We start from the raw sequence: 16,089 nt of genomic DNA, 5'->3' as shown, positions 1-16,089 counted from the left end.
GGGAATTAACATGGGAGAAGAGAGTTCAACTAAGTTATTTAGAATAGATTGTGGAGATATATACTTGCAAGAGTTTATGGTCAAAGATGCAGAAAGTATTTATAAAATAGCCAATCAACCGGAAATAGAAAAGTTTTTACCAGACTGGAAATCAACGAAAGAACAAAGGGTGGATTGGATTGCAAATTATGAAATACCAGCAAACAAAGCATTTCTTGAGGCAGTGAAAACTACGAATAACATAGATAATCATATGTTAAAGCTAGGAATATTTAAGGAAGCTACAAATGAATGCATTGGATGGTGCTGCACAGGCATGAAAGAAGAACTCCCTTCACCAAACAGAGAGATAATGTATGCTATCTCAAATAAACATCAAAATCATGGCTATGCTACAAAAGCGACTAAAGGCTTAATTGACTATTTGTTTAAAGAAACAAATTTAATTGTCCTTAACGCAATTGCTTTAATTAACAATGTACCATCAAATAAAGTTATTAAAAAATGCGGGTTTACTTATTTGAGTGAACACAAGATAGCAAATCAACTATATAATCATTATGTATTGAGTAAATCTGAATGGATAAAAAATATTGTTCAGTAAAAGGAATTAATACGAAATCATAAAAAAGCTTAGAGCTAAAACTCTAAGCTTTTTATATTCATTTTATCCCGCATAGGTACCTTAATCTTTATCATTCATGAATGTTTACACATTTTAGTAATAAGTAAAAAAGGGATATTAGCTTAACATTTAGTAAAAGCTTTTTTTGGCTAAATACAAATGCAGTCTTATCCAAAACGAGATTTTGGGTCTTTATGAGCTTGCCTATTATTGTATTATCAGTAGTACCTGCCATGATGTCGTTCTTTGTATCAGGAAATATTAAATCAATTTTATTATTTATATGTTGGATAAACACATTCATTTCCGCCTCAGATATTTACAATTCGTTTTTGATTGCAATGAAACCGAAGAACTCATTTTTGCAGAGGTTATTATCAAGTGAAATAGTATTTAATGGGTAACTCAAATATGCTTTAACTACACACAACAGTTAAAATATAATATTTGAAAGTAAAAAGACCGATAAAAATCGGTCTTTTTATATTAATAAAATAAAGATTAGAAAATAGCATTGTAATTCAAACCAATATGCAAATATTATAAGATAGATATGCTTTGTTTATAGATTGAAAATAGGTTTGTTATCAGTTTTTTTAGAAATCTTACAAGCGTGTAAGATAAATGAAAGATGAATCAATATGAGCTGTAAGACAATTCATTTACACTCTATAGTGAGCAGTGGAAACGAAGGGAGAATATAAATGGAAATTTTGCAGGCAAATAGTATTAGTAAAGTATATAGAGGGAAAGTACCTTTTAAAGCATTAGTAGATATTGATTTATCAATTCAAGAAGGTGAATTTGTAGGAATTATGGGCCCGTCAGGTAGTGGGAAAACAACGTTATTAAACATGGTATCTACTATTGATTCTCCATCATCGGGAGAAATATTTATTAATGGTACAAATCCTTTCCAATTATCATCAGAAGAATTAGCGTTATTCCGCAGAAAACAATTAGGATTTGTTTTCCAATCATTTAATCTTCTTAGCACACTTACTGTAAAAGAAAACATCGTATTGCCGATGACTTTAGATGGTGTTTCTGTGCAAGAAATGAACAAACGAGCGGAAGAGATTGCAGAGAAGTTAAACATTACAGATATATTGAGTAAAAGAACGTTTGAAATATCAGGGGGACAAGCTCAAAGAACAGCAATTGCTCGTGCGATCGTTCATAAGCCGCAATTGTTACTTGCAGATGAACCAACAGGGAATTTAGACTCTAAATCTTCAAATGATGTAATGGAGATGCTTGATACTCTAAATAAAGAAGAAAAAGCAACGATGATGTTAGTTACACATGATCCGTATGCAGCGAGCTTTTGCAGCCGAGTAATCTTTATTAAAGATGGTCAACTATATAACGAAATTTATTGTGGTGAAAGCAGGCAAACTTTTTATCAAAAGATTATGGATGTCCTTTCTTTGTTAGGAGGGAAAAGGCATGACTTTTCGTCAGTTCGCATTTAATAATATTTTTCGCAATAAGCGTACATATGCTGCCCATTTTTTAAGTAGTGCATTTTCTATTATGATTTTCTTTACGTATGCTCTTTTATTATTTCATCCTGATTTACAAGGTGAGTTGAAATCGACAAGTGCAACAATAAGTGCATTTGGTACATTGGGATTTTCAGTTTCGCAAGGATTGATTTTTGTATTTTCATTTTTCTTCATTTTATATTCAGTTAGTTCGTTTTTAAAAACGCGTAAGAAAGAATTTGGCATTTTAATGATGCAAGGTATGTCAATGAGACAGCTTAAGAAATTATTATTAATTGAAAATATGTTGATTGGACTTGGTTCAATTTGTATAGGGATTTTCATTGGACTCATATTTTCTAAACTAGTCTTATTGATAAGTGCAAGTGTATTAATGATTAATAATGGTTTGCCTTTTTATATACCAGTGCGGGCTGTATTATTAACAGTTATCACATTTCTTTTCTTGTTTTTAATTGTTTCATTATTTACATTTAAAATGATAAAAGTAACGGAACTTGTGGAACTTATTCGAGCAGAGGAAAAGCCAAAACCTGAACCGAAATCTTCAGTTTTATTATCGCTACTTTCTTTAATTAGTATAGGATATGGATATTTTTCAGTATTTCGCTTCATACCAAGTACCAATTTTATTACGCTTGGAATAGGTGTGCTCCTAGTAATTATAGGAACGTACTTTTTATATACACAGTGTAGCGTGTATATATTGTACCTTGCTAAAAGGAGAGAATCTTTCTTTTTAAAGAGAACAAATATATTAACATTTTCTGAATTAATTTACCGTATGAAAGATAATGCAACGATGTTTTTTATAGTATCTATTGTTTCAGCAGTTGCATTTACAGCAATTGGTACAACAGCCGCAATTGGAAATAGGGATTTGGTAAGGATGACAAATCCCTATACATTTTTGTATGGAAGTTTTGAGAATGACAAAGTATTGAACAAAAATCTTTCTATTATAAAAAAACACCTTTCTGATGCTAATATTCCGTATCGAATGGCTTCATCTTCATATATATACACAGAAAATGGCGTAAATGTAATGAAGTTAAGTGAATACAACGATCTTGCTAAAGCACTAGGCTATCAAAAAGAAACAATTGAAAAAGAAGATGAAATTTTATTAATTCCTGGGGTCGTATCACAAAAACAAGAATTTAAAAATGGCGAGTATAAAAAGAATATAGAAGTCATTCAAGGTGACTGGACAAAGACATTTCATGTGAAAAAAGCTGTAGAAAATTTAGTTTTACCACATGATTCTAGAACTATTTATATCGCTGTTCAAGATCAGGTATATGATGGAATACCTCTTACTAGTGACCCAGTTAATAAAGAAATTCCATATCGTACTTACGGATTTGTTGTAGATGATTGGATAAAAACGAAAGAGATTTCCAATCAATTAAAGAGTATATTCGATAAAAATCTTAGGGACAGAGATTTCTACTTTGAAGCTTTAACATTAAACTTGTTGGAAGCAAAGCAAAAGAATGGTTTATTACTTATGGTAAGTATTTTAGTCGGAATCGTCTTCTTTACATTCGCCGCTAGTTTTATTTATTTCCGATTATATACAGATTTGGATCGCGATCAACAACAATATAAAATGATTTCGAAAATGGGATTAAGTAAAGGTGAGTTGAAAAAAGTTGTAACGAGGCAGTTATTATTAATGTTCTTTTTACCAATTGTCGTTGCAGTGATTCATACTGTAGTCGCTTATATAGCATTACAGCAATTAGTCAATTTTTCTATCATAAATAGCTCTATCGTTATTCTAATTTCATTTATATGTATACAAGTTTTATATTTCTTTATAACCCGTTGGCGTTACCTGCAAAAGCTTTATAAGGTTATGGAGCAATAGAATTTATTAGCTTGTAAGACTACACTAAAGTATGTGGAAAAATGAACTGTATGATGAAAGGAAACGAGATGAAAAGAACTTTAACTATTTTTATGTTTACGATACTGCTATTAATAAGTTTTAGTGCATGTTCTAAAAAGGAGAATCCATTTCCGGCAAACGGTGTATTAATTATTGGAGATGAAAATAATATTTCACCAATTATTAATCGTTATCAGGAAATTACGGAAGAAAATGAAGTGTTTTCTGTGAAAAAAGGGGAAGTTGGAAATGGAAATGTCTTAATTTTAAATGAATCTACAGCACAAGCATTGATTAAAGAAAAACTTTTTCGAAAACAAGATAATGGCTCCAATTATATTATAGATACGTTACCGAAATTCTCAAAAGAAGGGTCACTTTTATTTACAAGTGAAGACGATAAGACTATGAAAAGTATTAAAATAGGAGGGGAAGAGATTCCTGTTACATACGATAGTGATGCTTGGATAGGTAACAATCGTAAATATTCAACGGAATGGTATATGATTGTAGCAAAAAATAGTGTGTATAAAGAAATAAAGGCAAATGAAATGAAAATGCATCTTCTTCATTTGAAAAAATCTCTAGGTGACGAAAAACCTAAAATGTCGACAGATAATACATTGGTTAATGAAAATGTCAAAGTAAAAAAACTAATTAAAGGTTTGGAAGGAAAAGTATCTTTCCAGTTTGTAACGATTGGAGAAAAATCATAAAAAAAGAGTTCGAGGTTGATAAAAACTTTATCACCCCCGAACTCTTTTTAGTTTGTAGACCAATCAAATATTATGCTTTACATTACTTCATTTAATCGAGTCTCGTTTGTTTCCTCAATCGCATTTGAATTTTGAACTGAATTATTTTGGGCTTCTTTTTCTTTACGAGCCTTTTGTAGCATTTCAAGGATGATCCATAAAGGAACACCTTTATCCTTTAACATCTTCCATAAATCTAATTCATTAAATTTATGCTCAGGCTGTTTCATTTCTTTTTCAGATGAACGAATATCAAACTTGATAGGATCATTTACTTTCTTACTTTCAAGTTTAGTAGAAGAGATAGTATTATGCTCAAGAGTAGATGGAGTTATTTTAGTAGGTTGAGATAATGTATGAATATTTGATCCGATTTGCATGCTTTTTCCTCCTTTTCAAGCAATGAGATTAGTTTTCTTATGGTTTTTAAATCTTTTTAACATGAGGAAACTATATCTAATTATAAATTCAAATAAACAGATTTACAAGTTGTATTGTAAAAAGTAAATGTTCACTTGAATTAATATTTATCAACATTTGTATATGTTTTCTATATATACAACGTATATAAAATACTTTACATTATGTTTAAGTTGTTAAAACATTCTGTTATTTTTGGAAGAAAAATGTAAACGTTTTATTAGGGGGAGAAAGTATGGGGAAGTTATTTTTAAAAATATGTTTTTTCGCATTAGTGACCTTATGTTCATTCGCAGCGAAAATATCATACGCTGAAGAGGGACAACAAAATAATTATCCTATCATATTGGTGAATGGATTTGCTGGATGGGGTAGAGAAGAAATGTTTGGCGTAAAATATTGGGGTGGTGTTCATGATATACAGGAAGATTTGAAACGAAATGGTTATACGGTACATACTGCAGCTGTTGGACCTGTTTCTAGTAACTGGGATCGTGCATGTGAATTGTATGCGCAAATTAGGGGTGGAACAGTAGACTATGGTGCCTCGCATGCTGAGAAACATGGACATAATCGTTTTGGCAGAACTTATAGTGGTTTTGCACCGAATTGGAGTGAAACAAATAAAGTTCATTTAGTTGGACATAGCATGGGTGGACAAACGATTAGAACATTAGTACAGCTATTAAAAGAAGGTAGTTTTGAAGAAAAGAATTATGTGAAAAATCACCCAGACACCAAAATATCACCACTATTTGAAGGCGGAAAATCATATGTTCATAGTGTTACAACATTAGCAACCCCTCACAACGGTACAACACTTGCGGATGGTAGCCTTCTGCTGCCGTTCGTTAAAGATTTACTCATTACAGCTGCGAGCTTTGGAGGAAACAATAATTTATCTTTATATGATTTTAAATTGGATCAATGGGGTATAAAGAAGAATGCTGGAGAGTCCTTTTTCCAATATAGTAATCGTATTCTAAATAGTTCACTTTGGAAAAATACAAAAGATATAAGTCAATGGGATTTAAGTACAGATGGTGCAAAGGAGTTAAATAATTGGGTAAAGACACAACCGGATGTGTATTACTTATCTTATAGTGGACATGCATCACAAGCAGCACCTATAACAGGTTTACATTTACCTCATATAACGATGAATAAAGTGCTGATGGGTAATGCATTTTTCTTAGGTTCTTATGCGAGATATGAAGAAAACCGTCCGTTAGTTGATACTTCTTGGTGGCAAAATGATGGTGTAGTAAATACAAATTCTATGATTGCACCAACTTCTAATGTTGCTGTAAATAATAATGAGTCATTACAGATTGGAAAATGGAATCATATCGAAACGAAAGCGAATTGGGACCATCTCGACATGGTAGGATTAAGTGTTTCAGACTCGTTAGGTTTTTCTAGCATTCAAGAGTTTTATAGAACAATTGCTGAAAAGCTATCACGTTTACCGAAATAGGTAATAATAAAGCGCTCTCGATGGAATTCGAGAGCGCTTTATATTATATTGAAAGAGGGGTTTGGTAGAAAAATATGGGGGGATATTATGAAAACTCAAGTTGTATTATCAGGATACGGAACAGTAGGCAGAGAGTTTATAAAATTATTAAATGAAAAGTATTCATATATATATGAAACATATGGGATTCAATTAGTTGTAAGTGGCGTATTAGGGAGAAATATTGCAATACATAATGAAGACGGCTTATCTCTTCATCATTTATTGATGTATGGTGGCGGTACCGCTGCAATTGAAAAATATTTAGAGTATCATCCGAAGGAACGTGCAACAACTAGCATAAGTGGTACTGTATTGGTAGAATCAACAGTTACAAATCTTAAAGATGGAAATCCAGGGAAACAATATATGAAACAAGCGATTGAGAAACAGATGGATATAGTAGCAATTTCAAAAGGTGCACTCGTTACAAACTGGAGAGAAATAAATGAAGCAGCAAGAGGCGTAAATGTACGAATTCGATATAGCGGTGCAACAGCCGCTGCACTACCGACACTAGATATCGGACAATTTAGTTTAGCCGGTTGCAGTATTGAAAAAATAGAAGGAATATTAAATGGAACAACTAATTATATTCTTACGAAAATGTATGAGGAAGATATGACATTTGAAGAAGCACTGAAAGAAGCGCAAAATAAAGGAATTGCTGAGACAAACCCTATATTAGATATAAGTGGTTCAGATAGTGCGTGTAAATTGTTACTTTTGACAAACAGCCTAATGGAAACAGAGAAAACACTTACTGATATACATATAAAAGGAATCGAGCACGTTACAAAACAGCAAATACAAAATGCTAAGGAACAACATAAAATTATTAAATTAATAGCATCAATATATAAGGATGAGGGTGGCAATGTGAATTTAAATGTTGAACCGTGCGAAATAGAAAAAAATCATCCGTTAGCAAAAGTAAATGGGACCGAAAAAGGAATTACGTTCTTTACAGATACGATGGGACAAGTTACTACAATTGGTGGGGCTTCTAATCCACGAGGCGCTGCAGCTGCAGCTTTAAAAGATGTAATTAACTTATATCGAAAAGACTTGTAAGACCGTACCGCCCTTTATAAAAAATACATATGTCGTGGACCTTTTGAGAATGAAATAAATATGCAAAAATGATTGCAGGGGGTAAGGAATTGTTTAAGGATTTTAAAGTTGTTAAAGATCGTCCCGTTTATATTCAATTGAAAGATTATTTGAAGAAGATGATTATGAAAGGGTATTTGCTCGGGGATCAAAAAATTCCATCAACAAGGGAACTAAGTGAATTACTAAGTGTGAGTAGAAACACTGTACTCGCTGCTTATGCAGATTTAGAGCAAGAAGGACTCATTTATGCAGTTAAAGGAAAAGGGAACTTTGTTGCGAAGGTGGATATATCTAACACTTCGTCTGTTGAAATAGATTGGAAAAATAAACTTAATACAGTGACCGCATTAGCGGATGAATTAGATTTAATGAAACATGGTGTTCGTTGGGAAAAGGGAATGATTGTTTTTAATAGTATAGCCCCGGATGAGAAGCTATTTGATGTTGAAAATTTCAAAAGAGCTTTTCTTACTCGTATGTCCATTGAAGGGGACATCGTATTGAACTACGGATATGCAAAGGGATATAGACCGTTAATGAATTATTTACTTCATTACATGGAAATGAAAGGCGTAGACATTTCGAATAAAGATATTCTAATTACAAATGGATTTACAGAAGGATTGGATATTGTACTCTCTTCTTTATCAAAAAAATCCGGGCGTGTCATTTGTGAGAATCCAACTCACCACGCTGCGCTAAAGTTGTTCCGCTTACATGGACTTGAAGTTCATGGGATTGATATGGATGAGGATGGTATTGATACGAATGAAGTTGAAAAAAGCTTGTGTGAAAAAGATTTTGATTTTACTTATTTAATTCCTTCTTATCATAATCCAACCGGTATTGTTACGAGTTCAGAGAAAAGAACGGAATTGATGAGGTTATTCTCAAAATACAAGGTTCCTATTATAGAGGATGGATTTAATGAAGAATTACGTTATTCAGGTTCACATTTAGCTCCATTATTAACTTTTGCTGGAGCTGGCAATAATGTGATTTATATTAGTAGCTTTTCAAAGGTACTTTTCCCTGGTTTACGTGTAGGCTGGATTATTGCAGATAAAGAGCTGATTCATTATTTAGAAAGCGTAAAAAGAGCAAGAACGATTCACACATCTACGCTAGATCAAGCTGTTCTGTTTCAATATTTACATGAGGGATATTTTGAAAAATATTTAAAAAAGGCAAGATCTGTTTATAAGAAAAAATATGAGTTAGCTGTCGGGGCATGTAATCAGTACATTCCTTTCAAAAGAATGACTGGAGATGGTGGACTTCATTTATTTATAGAGCTAGAAGAGCATATGAATGCCCGCACACTTTTACAAAAGTGTTATGAGAAAGGCGTTACGTTTTCACCTGGAGATGTTTTTTACTCTGATGGAGAAGGAGCAAATACTTTCCGATTAGGGTTTTCGCGTTTGAAAGAAGAAGAAATAGTTCGGGGAATTAAAATAATTGGTGATACATTAAAAAATGAAATTTGGAGTTGAGAAAATGAAAATCGGTGTTATTATGGGCGGGGTATCGTCTGAAAAACAAGTTTCAATTATGACGGGGAATGAAATGATTGCTCATTTAGATAAAAATAAGTATGAAATAGTTCCAATTACATTAAACGAAAAAATGGATTTAATTGAAAAAGCGAAAGACATTGACTTTGCATTGCTCGCATTACACGGAAAATACGGAGAAGATGGGACAGTTCAAGGAACACTGGAGAGTTTAGGGATTCCTTATAGCGGAAGTAATATGTTATCTAGCAGTATATGTATGGATAAAAATATTTCGAAAAAGATTTTACGTTATGAAGGTGTAGAAACGCCAGATTGGATTGAACTTACAAAAATGGAGGATCTAAATCTTGATGAGTTAGATAAGTTAGGATTTCCATTAGTGGTAAAACCAAACTCTGGCGGATCGAGTGTCGGAGTGAAAATCGTTTACAATAAAAATGAATTGATCTCAATGCTAGAAACTGTATTCGAATGGGATTCTGAAGTAGTAATTGAGAAGTATATAAAAGGTGATGAAATTACATGTTCCATTCTGGATGGAAAACAGTTACCTATAGTTTCAATTCGACATGCAGCCGAGTTCTTTGACTACAATGCAAAATATGATGATACTAGTACAGTTGAGGAAGTTATCGAACTTCCAGCAGAAATTAATGAACGTGTAAATAAAGCGTCACTGGCTTGTTATAAAGCCTTAAAATGTAGTGTTTATGCAAGAGTTGATATGATGGTGAAGGACGGAATTCCATATGTAATGGAAATTAATACATTACCAGGGATGACACAATCAAGTTTATTGCCAAAAAGTGCAGAAGCAGCTGGAATTAGTTATAGCAAACTATTAGATATGATTATTGAAACGTCATTAAAAGTGAGAAAAGAAGAAGGTTTTTAAGATAGTTATATAACGAATTCTTTTGACAGTTTCATGAAGTATGCTATGATGAATACATTATAAAAACAAAATATTTATCCACTAGGGGGCCTTTTATAGGCTGAGATCAAATGTGATTTTGAGACTCTTAGTACCTGATCTGGTTAATGCCAGCGTAGGGAAGTGGGAAAGACGTTGCTATTTAATGAGTAAATAATTACTGTCAATTTCACTTTCTTTACGCCTGTAAAGAAAGTTTTTTTATTTTACAGCTTTAATAATTGTGGATAAATACTTATATTTTATACATTATTGGAGGGATTTAAATGACTTTTTCACAATCATTACGTAAAGAAGTAGATTCAATTTGGGAAGCGAGTTTTAACCATCCTTTTGTAAAAAAACTTGGTGAAGGAACGTTAGATTTAGCTAGTTTTCGCTATTATGTGCTTCAAGATTCATATTATTTGAGTCATTTTGCTAGAGTACAAACTTTAGGAGCTGCGAAAGCTCTTGAATTAGAGACGACAGCTCGTATGGCACATCATGCTCAAAATACATATGAGGCAGAGTCATCTTTACATGAGAATTTTGCTAAAAAGCTAGGGATAACAAAAGAAGAAAAAGATAATTTTATTCCTGCGCCAACTGCATATGCGTATACTTCACATATGTATCGTGCTGCGTATGAAGGGCATTTAGGAGATATCATTGCAGCAATTTTACCTTGCTATTGGTTGTATTATGAAATTGGCGAACGCTTAAAAGAGTGCCATCCGGAAGAGCCAATTTATAACGAATGGATTTCTGCTTATGGATCTGATTGGTTCCGTACGCTAGTTGAAGAACAAATTACACGTTTAGATACTATCGCTGAAAAAGTAACAGAGGCAGACCGCAAGCGTATGAAACAGCATTTTATTATTAGCAGTCAATATGAATATTCATTTTGGGAAATGGCTTATACATTAGAAAAGTGGCCAGTGGATACAGACGTAAAAGACGTAATTGGATAAAGAATAGAAGTAATGTTATAGATAGGTATGGATCATACCTATCTATATATTTTTTCTTGTCAAATTTGCGTAAAGTCATTAGTGCTACGGATATGGCGAAATAGAATATCGATAATTTAGCTCATTTAATTGTCTACGCATTAACTGGATAAACTTCTGTCACATTTATTTTACAATCAAAGAACGTAAATGTTGGTGGTATGAAGTTAAATAAGAAAAGAAACCCGAGCTGTTAGCTGTAACGGAGTTGTTTTTTCTTTGCAGGAATTTCTAAGTTAACATGAAGTGCTGTTCATACAATATGCAAATTTGCATATTGTATTTTTTTGAGTTCTTTGTGTGTTAAAATCAAATATAGGGATATGGAAATATAAAGAAGCAAAAGCAGGAATATCCAATGAATTTTGAGAGGTGTTATATGTTTACAAATAAGAAATTAATTCGATTTGGTTTATCGTTGTTTGTATTTTTAGGGATAATTAATTTTACAATCAGCTATTTTCAAACATATCTTGAAACAGCAGCAGATATTAAATGGGTAATTCCAGAAATTTGGAAAACTATTTTACTAGATGTTCCTCAAGGTATACTTGTTCTTTTAGGCGCAATTGCATTATATGATTTCACAAAAGAGGCATCACAAAAAGACGCATCAATCTAAGTGTGTCTTTTTTCAATTAGAAATTTCATAGAGAGCTTTGCTGGAGAAATAGAATAAAAAGCCCTAATTAGGGCTTTTTTCTTTGTAGGAATTTCTTAACCGTCATAGAAACCGGTTACTTGGAAGTGTTATAGCGAAAGGCATTTACAGTACAGAAAAATCTAAGCGGCAGACGGAAATATATAGGATATGGCATCATAATTATTGAGAAATTAATTGAGCTTAGTAAGTATGAAGATATGACGCTAGAATTTATATTTTATAATTTCTATTTATAAAAATGAGCCCATAGTAAAAATAGGTATATGAACAAGGTGCATCATCTAGTGATAATTCATACTTTGTTGGTGTACGTATTGAACTTAGTTTATAGCGCTATTTCTACTTAGATGTAACGAACAGAAATATAGGAAAGCATCAATGAGGTTGTATTTTATAAACGGAGGTTATGAAAATGAATCAGTTTCAACAAGAAATACAAGCGTTAAGCCTTAATGATTACCAGTCTGGAAATATTGTCTATTGGGACCAGCAAAACCAATATCCATATTACTATATTGAGGATACTGCTCGTCGCTGTGGCGGTTGCGGCCGTTGTGGCGGTTGTGGTGGTTGTGGTGGAGGTCGTTGTGGCGGATTCCGTTGTGGTGGATTCCGTTGTATTGGTTGCTTCGGTTGTTTTGGTTGCGGGGGTTGCGGAGGTTGTGGCGGCTGTGGTGGTTGCTCTAATTGTTTTGATGGTTTTAGTGGTACTACTGATACAATTGTAACATATGAATATTGATTACATTTATCCCGCTATTTGCCGGGCAGTAAGACCCAAAAAAATTCAGTGAGAGCAAATAAATTAGGTGGAGGACGTGCTGCCCAAAGTTGTACTTTATCGACTAAAAAACATTAGTTATATATATGCCGACAACGAATATAGCCATTGTTAATGGATATATTCAAACATCCAAGTGAAATGGTAACAATAGGATATATAGGTGTAAATTAGGATGCATGGATAAAGCAATGACTAGGTTTAAAATCTAATCATTGCTTTTTCTTATGCTTTTATCATCAAATATCTGTCTGGTTTAGGGATTGATTTCTTCTAGCTAATAAATTTATTACAACTTTGTAAGGTTAATGTAATGTTAATCGATAGTAAATTAAGATGCTTGAGTGTAATTTAAATAAGATTAAAAAGTACTGTTTATCTATAAAATAATTGGGTAAATAATATGTAATTAGGAAGTGTATGAATATGATTGAACTAAAATCTATTATCCATTCGTATAAACTAAAGAGAAAAATAGCTAAAGATTTATACGGAAAAAGAGATGAATTGACACTGTTATTAAATGAATTTAATACTATGAAATGTACAGTAACATCTGAAAAGAAGAAAAACAATATATTATCTCGTTTGCAACTAATTTATCAAAATATGAAATTAGATAAGCAGTATCCTCTATCAGTTGCTTTTGATAGTAAATTATTGGAGCAATTAGAAAAAGAACCTCTACATACTATTGAGGATGGTGTAACATGTTTACATCTAATTTTAGATGTGAATTATGAGAAAATAAAACAATATGGTTCGAGTACAAGTAGGTCATTTGTTCCATTATCGCAGTCTTCTATTTGTCTTGCTGATTGTATTTGTTTAACAGGAGTTGTAGTAGGTTTACTAGGAGCAATTTCATTTGGAGGATTACTGTTATCTATATGTTCAATTACATAAAGGTTGATATTTGTAAAAAGGGCACCGATTTAAGGTGTTTTTTTTTGTTTTTTTGTAAAGTTATTGTAAATAATAAGTACAATATATTATATACATTGTATAATTTAAATGTATTAAAATACAAATGTAAAGAGGTGTTGTATATGATAATTACTTTTAATCTTTAAAAGAGTCGGTTTGATAATGTTTTATGTAGATAAATAGTTTTTACTTTTCTTTTAAATACTTGGTTTAAATGGATTAGATTAAGTAACTATTGTTCTAGCTTTTTGATAATCAAGACAACTGAAGAAAGGAAAGAATCATTTTATGAAAAAATTAAGGTTGTTAACATTTGAAAATATAGTAGAATCCCTTTTAAATGAAAAGGTATCATTTATATACTTTCCTATTGAATGGCTGGACATCGTAGAGATACATTATAAGACATTTTTATTAACGAGTAATTTGAAACGTTTGAATGAAAGATTGTATGATATGTTTTCAGATATATTGTTTATACAGCATAATCCGTACGTATTAAATGAAAATACACCATGGATTGTATCGAAAGAACCTATTAGACAAGAGCAGCTCGATTATATTTTTCAAAGTTGGTATGAGATTATTCATGATTGGAAGCCAAATAGATTAGTAGAACCACCAAAATATGAATGGCAATCCGATTTGATTTCTAATTTGCCAGTACTACATGATAATGAAACGTATTCTAAGTGGGTGCCCGCTTTAATCTCACATGTTTTTTGTGAGCGTCCTATATATTTAGAAAATACAAATGCAGAAGAAATCTATTTTTCTCCTCTTAGATCACAAAATATTTGTGAGGCGATGTCAGGGCCGATAAAAGATGAAAAAACACAAGATTTTTTTTCCTATGTATATCGATTCGAATGCATAACCCGCGGTGGTGAGAACGCTCCATTATTAAATATTTCAATAGGGATTCGGAGATTTTATCAAGAATATAATCATCCAGATATTCCTTTACTTTTAAGACGGAAACGAGGCCTGATATTGATTTCTACCTCAGAGTTTGCGTCAAATAATAAAAAAATCCGGTTTGTAAAACTAAAAATACAACAAGCTACAACCGGCATGAAATGGATTAAGATATTTAGAAATTTAAAAGATGATTTTCAAATAGGTGGAGAGGTGGATTTAGACCATATTCTCCAATATCCGAAAGATTATATTGTCGGGGAAAATAAAAGGGTGTTATTTCCATACAATGAAAGAATATATAGAGTTCAAGGTACTAAAATAGAACCAGGTATAAAAGCAAAGGAAAGAGAGTATTTATTTAAAGAATTCCAGCGTAAATTCTCTTATTTCACAATACTTCCAGAATGTAAAAAGGTAGCAACAAATAACAAAAATGAATTATTTCCTTTATTTGCACCAAAAGGATTAGAGACATTAACATTAGAAGTTTGGTCTGAAAATATAGCGCTGGAAATAGAACAAGCATTACTTGATAGCGAAATTGTTTTGACTAAAATTGGTGGAAATTCTTATGTATTGAATACAGATTTTCCAGTATTATTAAAGATTGTGAGATACAATATTGAAAAGGTGTTACAAAATCCATATAAAATGCAATATTGTCAAAAATATAAAACAAATCTTGTAGATGATGTTACGAAAGCTGTCTATGCTACCGCGGGTGAGCGCAGTGATGCGACATTAGCATTAATCGCAATGAAAAATTGTGATGGACGCGAAAAAATTGATCCAAAACAAATCATTAGAGAGGGATTTGCACGAACAAATCGTATTTCAACATTTATTAATTTATTTATAGGCCAAAGTGTATCTCGTAAAACAATTGTAAATAGTGTTTTTAGTCTATTAGAACAAAAAGGATTTTTGAAGCGTAGTTGGAATAAGATAAATTTACCTTGTACATATGTTAATTTATCAATTGAACGAATATCGAAATTTGATTTCTTACCTATTCTTTCAAAAATAAAAGGAAAAGAAATTTTATATAAATTATATGGGAATACAGAGTGGCAAACGATTGATTACGTATTATTAAATATAAATAAACATAATGCATTTTTATCACAACCATCAAAGAGAAATGATATGGGGGCTCTTTTTAAACAATATGTTTTCGAAACATTAATGGAAATTGTACAATATGCAAAAGAACAAAATGAACAAGTTTACTTCATTGTAGATGCAAATTTGAGAAAATATTGGATAAAAAGAGTTACAAAATAAAGAAATTAATACAGATATTTTACCTGATATTGTTCCAGAGGTATTAAAGGTTCCCAACTTAAATATTGTTAGAATAAATACAGGTTTTGATGTACCAAGCTACGGTGTAATAGAATGTGATGATGCTCTAGATAGAATTGGCTTATATGCAGATCAAAAAGGGATGTATTATAGCACTGGTGAATATTCACTTAATTGTAGTGAAGTTTTTCAGCGATATATAATTGAA

Annotated in this window: 13 protein-coding genes, 2 pseudogenes and 1 riboswitch; of the genes and pseudogenes, 14 read left to right on the top strand and 1 reads right to left on the bottom strand. The window is 31.9% G+C overall.

Annotated elements, in window-relative coordinates:
* Positions 1 to 10: 10 nt before the first annotated feature.
* From JFU02_RS03575 to JFU02_RS03555, 5 genes and pseudogenes are all read left to right on the top strand, one after another.
* Positions 11 to 604: a GNAT family N-acetyltransferase gene (locus JFU02_RS03575; RefSeq protein ID WP_000503548.1), complete on the top strand. Its 594-nt coding sequence runs from the start codon at positions 11 to 13 to the stop codon at positions 602 to 604.
* A gap of 54 nt (positions 605 to 658) precedes the next feature.
* Positions 659 to 1,015: pseudogene (locus tag JFU02_RS03570) on the top strand (DUF3267 domain-containing protein); the annotation flags it as partial.
* 314 nt (positions 1,016 to 1,329) lie between these two features.
* Positions 1,330 to 2,100 carry an ABC transporter ATP-binding protein gene (locus JFU02_RS03565; RefSeq protein ID WP_000404446.1) on the top strand — a complete coding sequence of 257 codons (771 nt, stop codon included), beginning with the start codon at positions 1,330 to 1,332 and terminating at the stop codon, positions 2,098 to 2,100.
* Positions 2,075 to 4,006 (top strand): ABC transporter permease, encoded by a 1,932-nt coding sequence (locus JFU02_RS03560; RefSeq protein ID WP_086406206.1) that lies wholly within the window; start codon positions 2,075 to 2,077, stop codon positions 4,004 to 4,006. Before JFU02_RS03565 ends, JFU02_RS03560 begins: the two co-directional genes overlap by 26 nt.
* Before the next feature lie 50 nt (positions 4,007 to 4,056).
* On the top strand, positions 4,057 to 4,743 hold the full coding sequence (locus JFU02_RS03555; protein WP_000975416.1) for a lipoprotein BA_5634 family protein: 687 nt from the start codon (positions 4,057 to 4,059) through the stop codon (positions 4,741 to 4,743).
* A 77-nt stretch (positions 4,744 to 4,820) separates the two neighbouring features.
* Here JFU02_RS03555 and JFU02_RS03550 read toward each other — a convergent pair whose 3' ends face one another.
* Positions 4,821 to 5,162, bottom strand: a complete 342-nt coding sequence (locus tag JFU02_RS03550) for a DUF3914 domain-containing protein (protein ID WP_001165517.1) — start codon at positions 5,160 to 5,162, stop codon at positions 4,821 to 4,823.
* A 275-nt stretch (positions 5,163 to 5,437) separates the two neighbouring features.
* On the opposite strand from JFU02_RS03550, the gene JFU02_RS03545 reads away from it, so the two are divergent.
* From JFU02_RS03545 to JFU02_RS03505, 9 genes and pseudogenes are all read left to right on the top strand, one after another.
* On the top strand, positions 5,438 to 6,679 hold the full coding sequence (locus JFU02_RS03545; RefSeq protein ID WP_000517055.1) for an esterase/lipase family protein: 1,242 nt from the start codon (positions 5,438 to 5,440) through the stop codon (positions 6,677 to 6,679).
* Between the two features lie 87 nt (positions 6,680 to 6,766).
* On the top strand, positions 6,767 to 7,792 hold the full coding sequence (locus tag JFU02_RS03540; RefSeq protein WP_061665856.1) for a homoserine dehydrogenase: 1,026 nt from the start codon (positions 6,767 to 6,769) through the stop codon (positions 7,790 to 7,792).
* An 89-nt stretch (positions 7,793 to 7,881) separates the two neighbouring features.
* Entirely contained in the window at positions 7,882 to 9,330 is a 1,449-nt protein-coding gene (gene pdxR, locus JFU02_RS03535; protein WP_201069892.1) for a MocR-like pyridoxine biosynthesis transcription factor PdxR, read from the top strand.
* Positions 9,331 to 9,334: 4 nt separating this feature from the next.
* The gene (locus JFU02_RS03530; protein WP_003307060.1) at positions 9,335 to 10,249 is read left to right on the top strand and encodes a D-alanine--D-alanine ligase; all 915 of its coding nucleotides are present in this window, start codon (positions 9,335 to 9,337) and stop codon (positions 10,247 to 10,249) included.
* A gap of 73 nt (positions 10,250 to 10,322) precedes the next feature.
* Positions 10,323 to 10,427: riboswitch (TPP riboswitch) on the top strand.
* Positions 10,428 to 10,554: 127 nt separating this feature from the next.
* A complete protein-coding gene (gene tenA, locus JFU02_RS03525; protein WP_000144522.1) occupies positions 10,555 to 11,244 on the top strand; it encodes a thiaminase II in 690 nt (229 codons plus the stop codon).
* A gap of 397 nt (positions 11,245 to 11,641) precedes the next feature.
* Entirely contained in the window at positions 11,642 to 11,905 is a 264-nt protein-coding gene (locus JFU02_RS03520; RefSeq protein ID WP_002082716.1) for a DUF3937 domain-containing protein, read from the top strand.
* Between the two features lie 454 nt (positions 11,906 to 12,359).
* A complete protein-coding gene (locus tag JFU02_RS03515; RefSeq protein ID WP_001071347.1) occupies positions 12,360 to 12,689 on the top strand; it encodes a heterocycloanthracin/sonorensin family bacteriocin in 330 nt (109 codons plus the stop codon).
* A 459-nt stretch (positions 12,690 to 13,148) separates the two neighbouring features.
* Positions 13,149 to 13,634, top strand: coding sequence for a hypothetical protein (locus tag JFU02_RS03510; protein WP_003307057.1), 486 nt, complete (start codon positions 13,149 to 13,151; stop codon positions 13,632 to 13,634).
* A gap of 309 nt (positions 13,635 to 13,943) precedes the next feature.
* Positions 13,944 to 16,089 (top strand): annotated as a pseudogene (locus JFU02_RS03505) (pPIWI_RE module domain-containing protein); the annotation flags it as partial.

Origin of the sequence: Bacillus sp. TH13, from assembly GCF_016651175.1 — a bacterium.
GTDB classification, from domain to species: domain Bacteria; phylum Bacillota; class Bacilli; order Bacillales; family Bacillaceae_G; genus Bacillus_A; species Bacillus_A thuringiensis_S.
The sequence above is the reverse complement of the archived record's forward strand: the minus strand, read 5'-3'. Positions and strand labels throughout refer to the sequence as shown.

Excerpts from the sequence above, each read along its gene's own strand:
- JFU02_RS03550 (WP_001165517.1), bottom strand. The coding sequence starts at position 5,162 with ATGCAAATCGGATCAAATATTCATACATTATCTCAACCTACTAAAATA.
- JFU02_RS03510 (WP_003307057.1), top strand. The coding sequence starts at position 13,149 with ATGAATATGATTGAACTAAAATCTATTATCCATTCGTATAAACTAAAG.
- JFU02_RS03575 (WP_000503548.1), top strand. The coding sequence starts at position 11 with ATGGGAGAAGAGAGTTCAACTAAGTTATTTAGAATAGATTGTGGAGAT.
- JFU02_RS03565 (WP_000404446.1), top strand. The coding sequence starts at position 1,330 with ATGGAAATTTTGCAGGCAAATAGTATTAGTAAAGTATATAGAGGGAAA.
- JFU02_RS03545 (WP_000517055.1), top strand. The coding sequence starts at position 5,438 with ATGGGGAAGTTATTTTTAAAAATATGTTTTTTCGCATTAGTGACCTTA.
- JFU02_RS03555 (WP_000975416.1), top strand. The coding sequence starts at position 4,057 with ATGATGAAAGGAAACGAGATGAAAAGAACTTTAACTATTTTTATGTTT.
- JFU02_RS03520 (WP_002082716.1), top strand. The coding sequence starts at position 11,642 with ATGAATTTTGAGAGGTGTTATATGTTTACAAATAAGAAATTAATTCGA.
- JFU02_RS03540 (WP_061665856.1), top strand. The coding sequence starts at position 6,767 with ATGAAAACTCAAGTTGTATTATCAGGATACGGAACAGTAGGCAGAGAG.
- JFU02_RS03530 (WP_003307060.1), top strand. The coding sequence starts at position 9,335 with ATGAAAATCGGTGTTATTATGGGCGGGGTATCGTCTGAAAAACAAGTT.
- JFU02_RS03515 (WP_001071347.1), top strand. The coding sequence starts at position 12,360 with ATGAATCAGTTTCAACAAGAAATACAAGCGTTAAGCCTTAATGATTAC.
- tenA (WP_000144522.1), top strand. The coding sequence starts at position 10,555 with ATGACTTTTTCACAATCATTACGTAAAGAAGTAGATTCAATTTGGGAA.
- JFU02_RS03560 (WP_086406206.1), top strand. The coding sequence starts at position 2,075 with ATGACTTTTCGTCAGTTCGCATTTAATAATATTTTTCGCAATAAGCGT.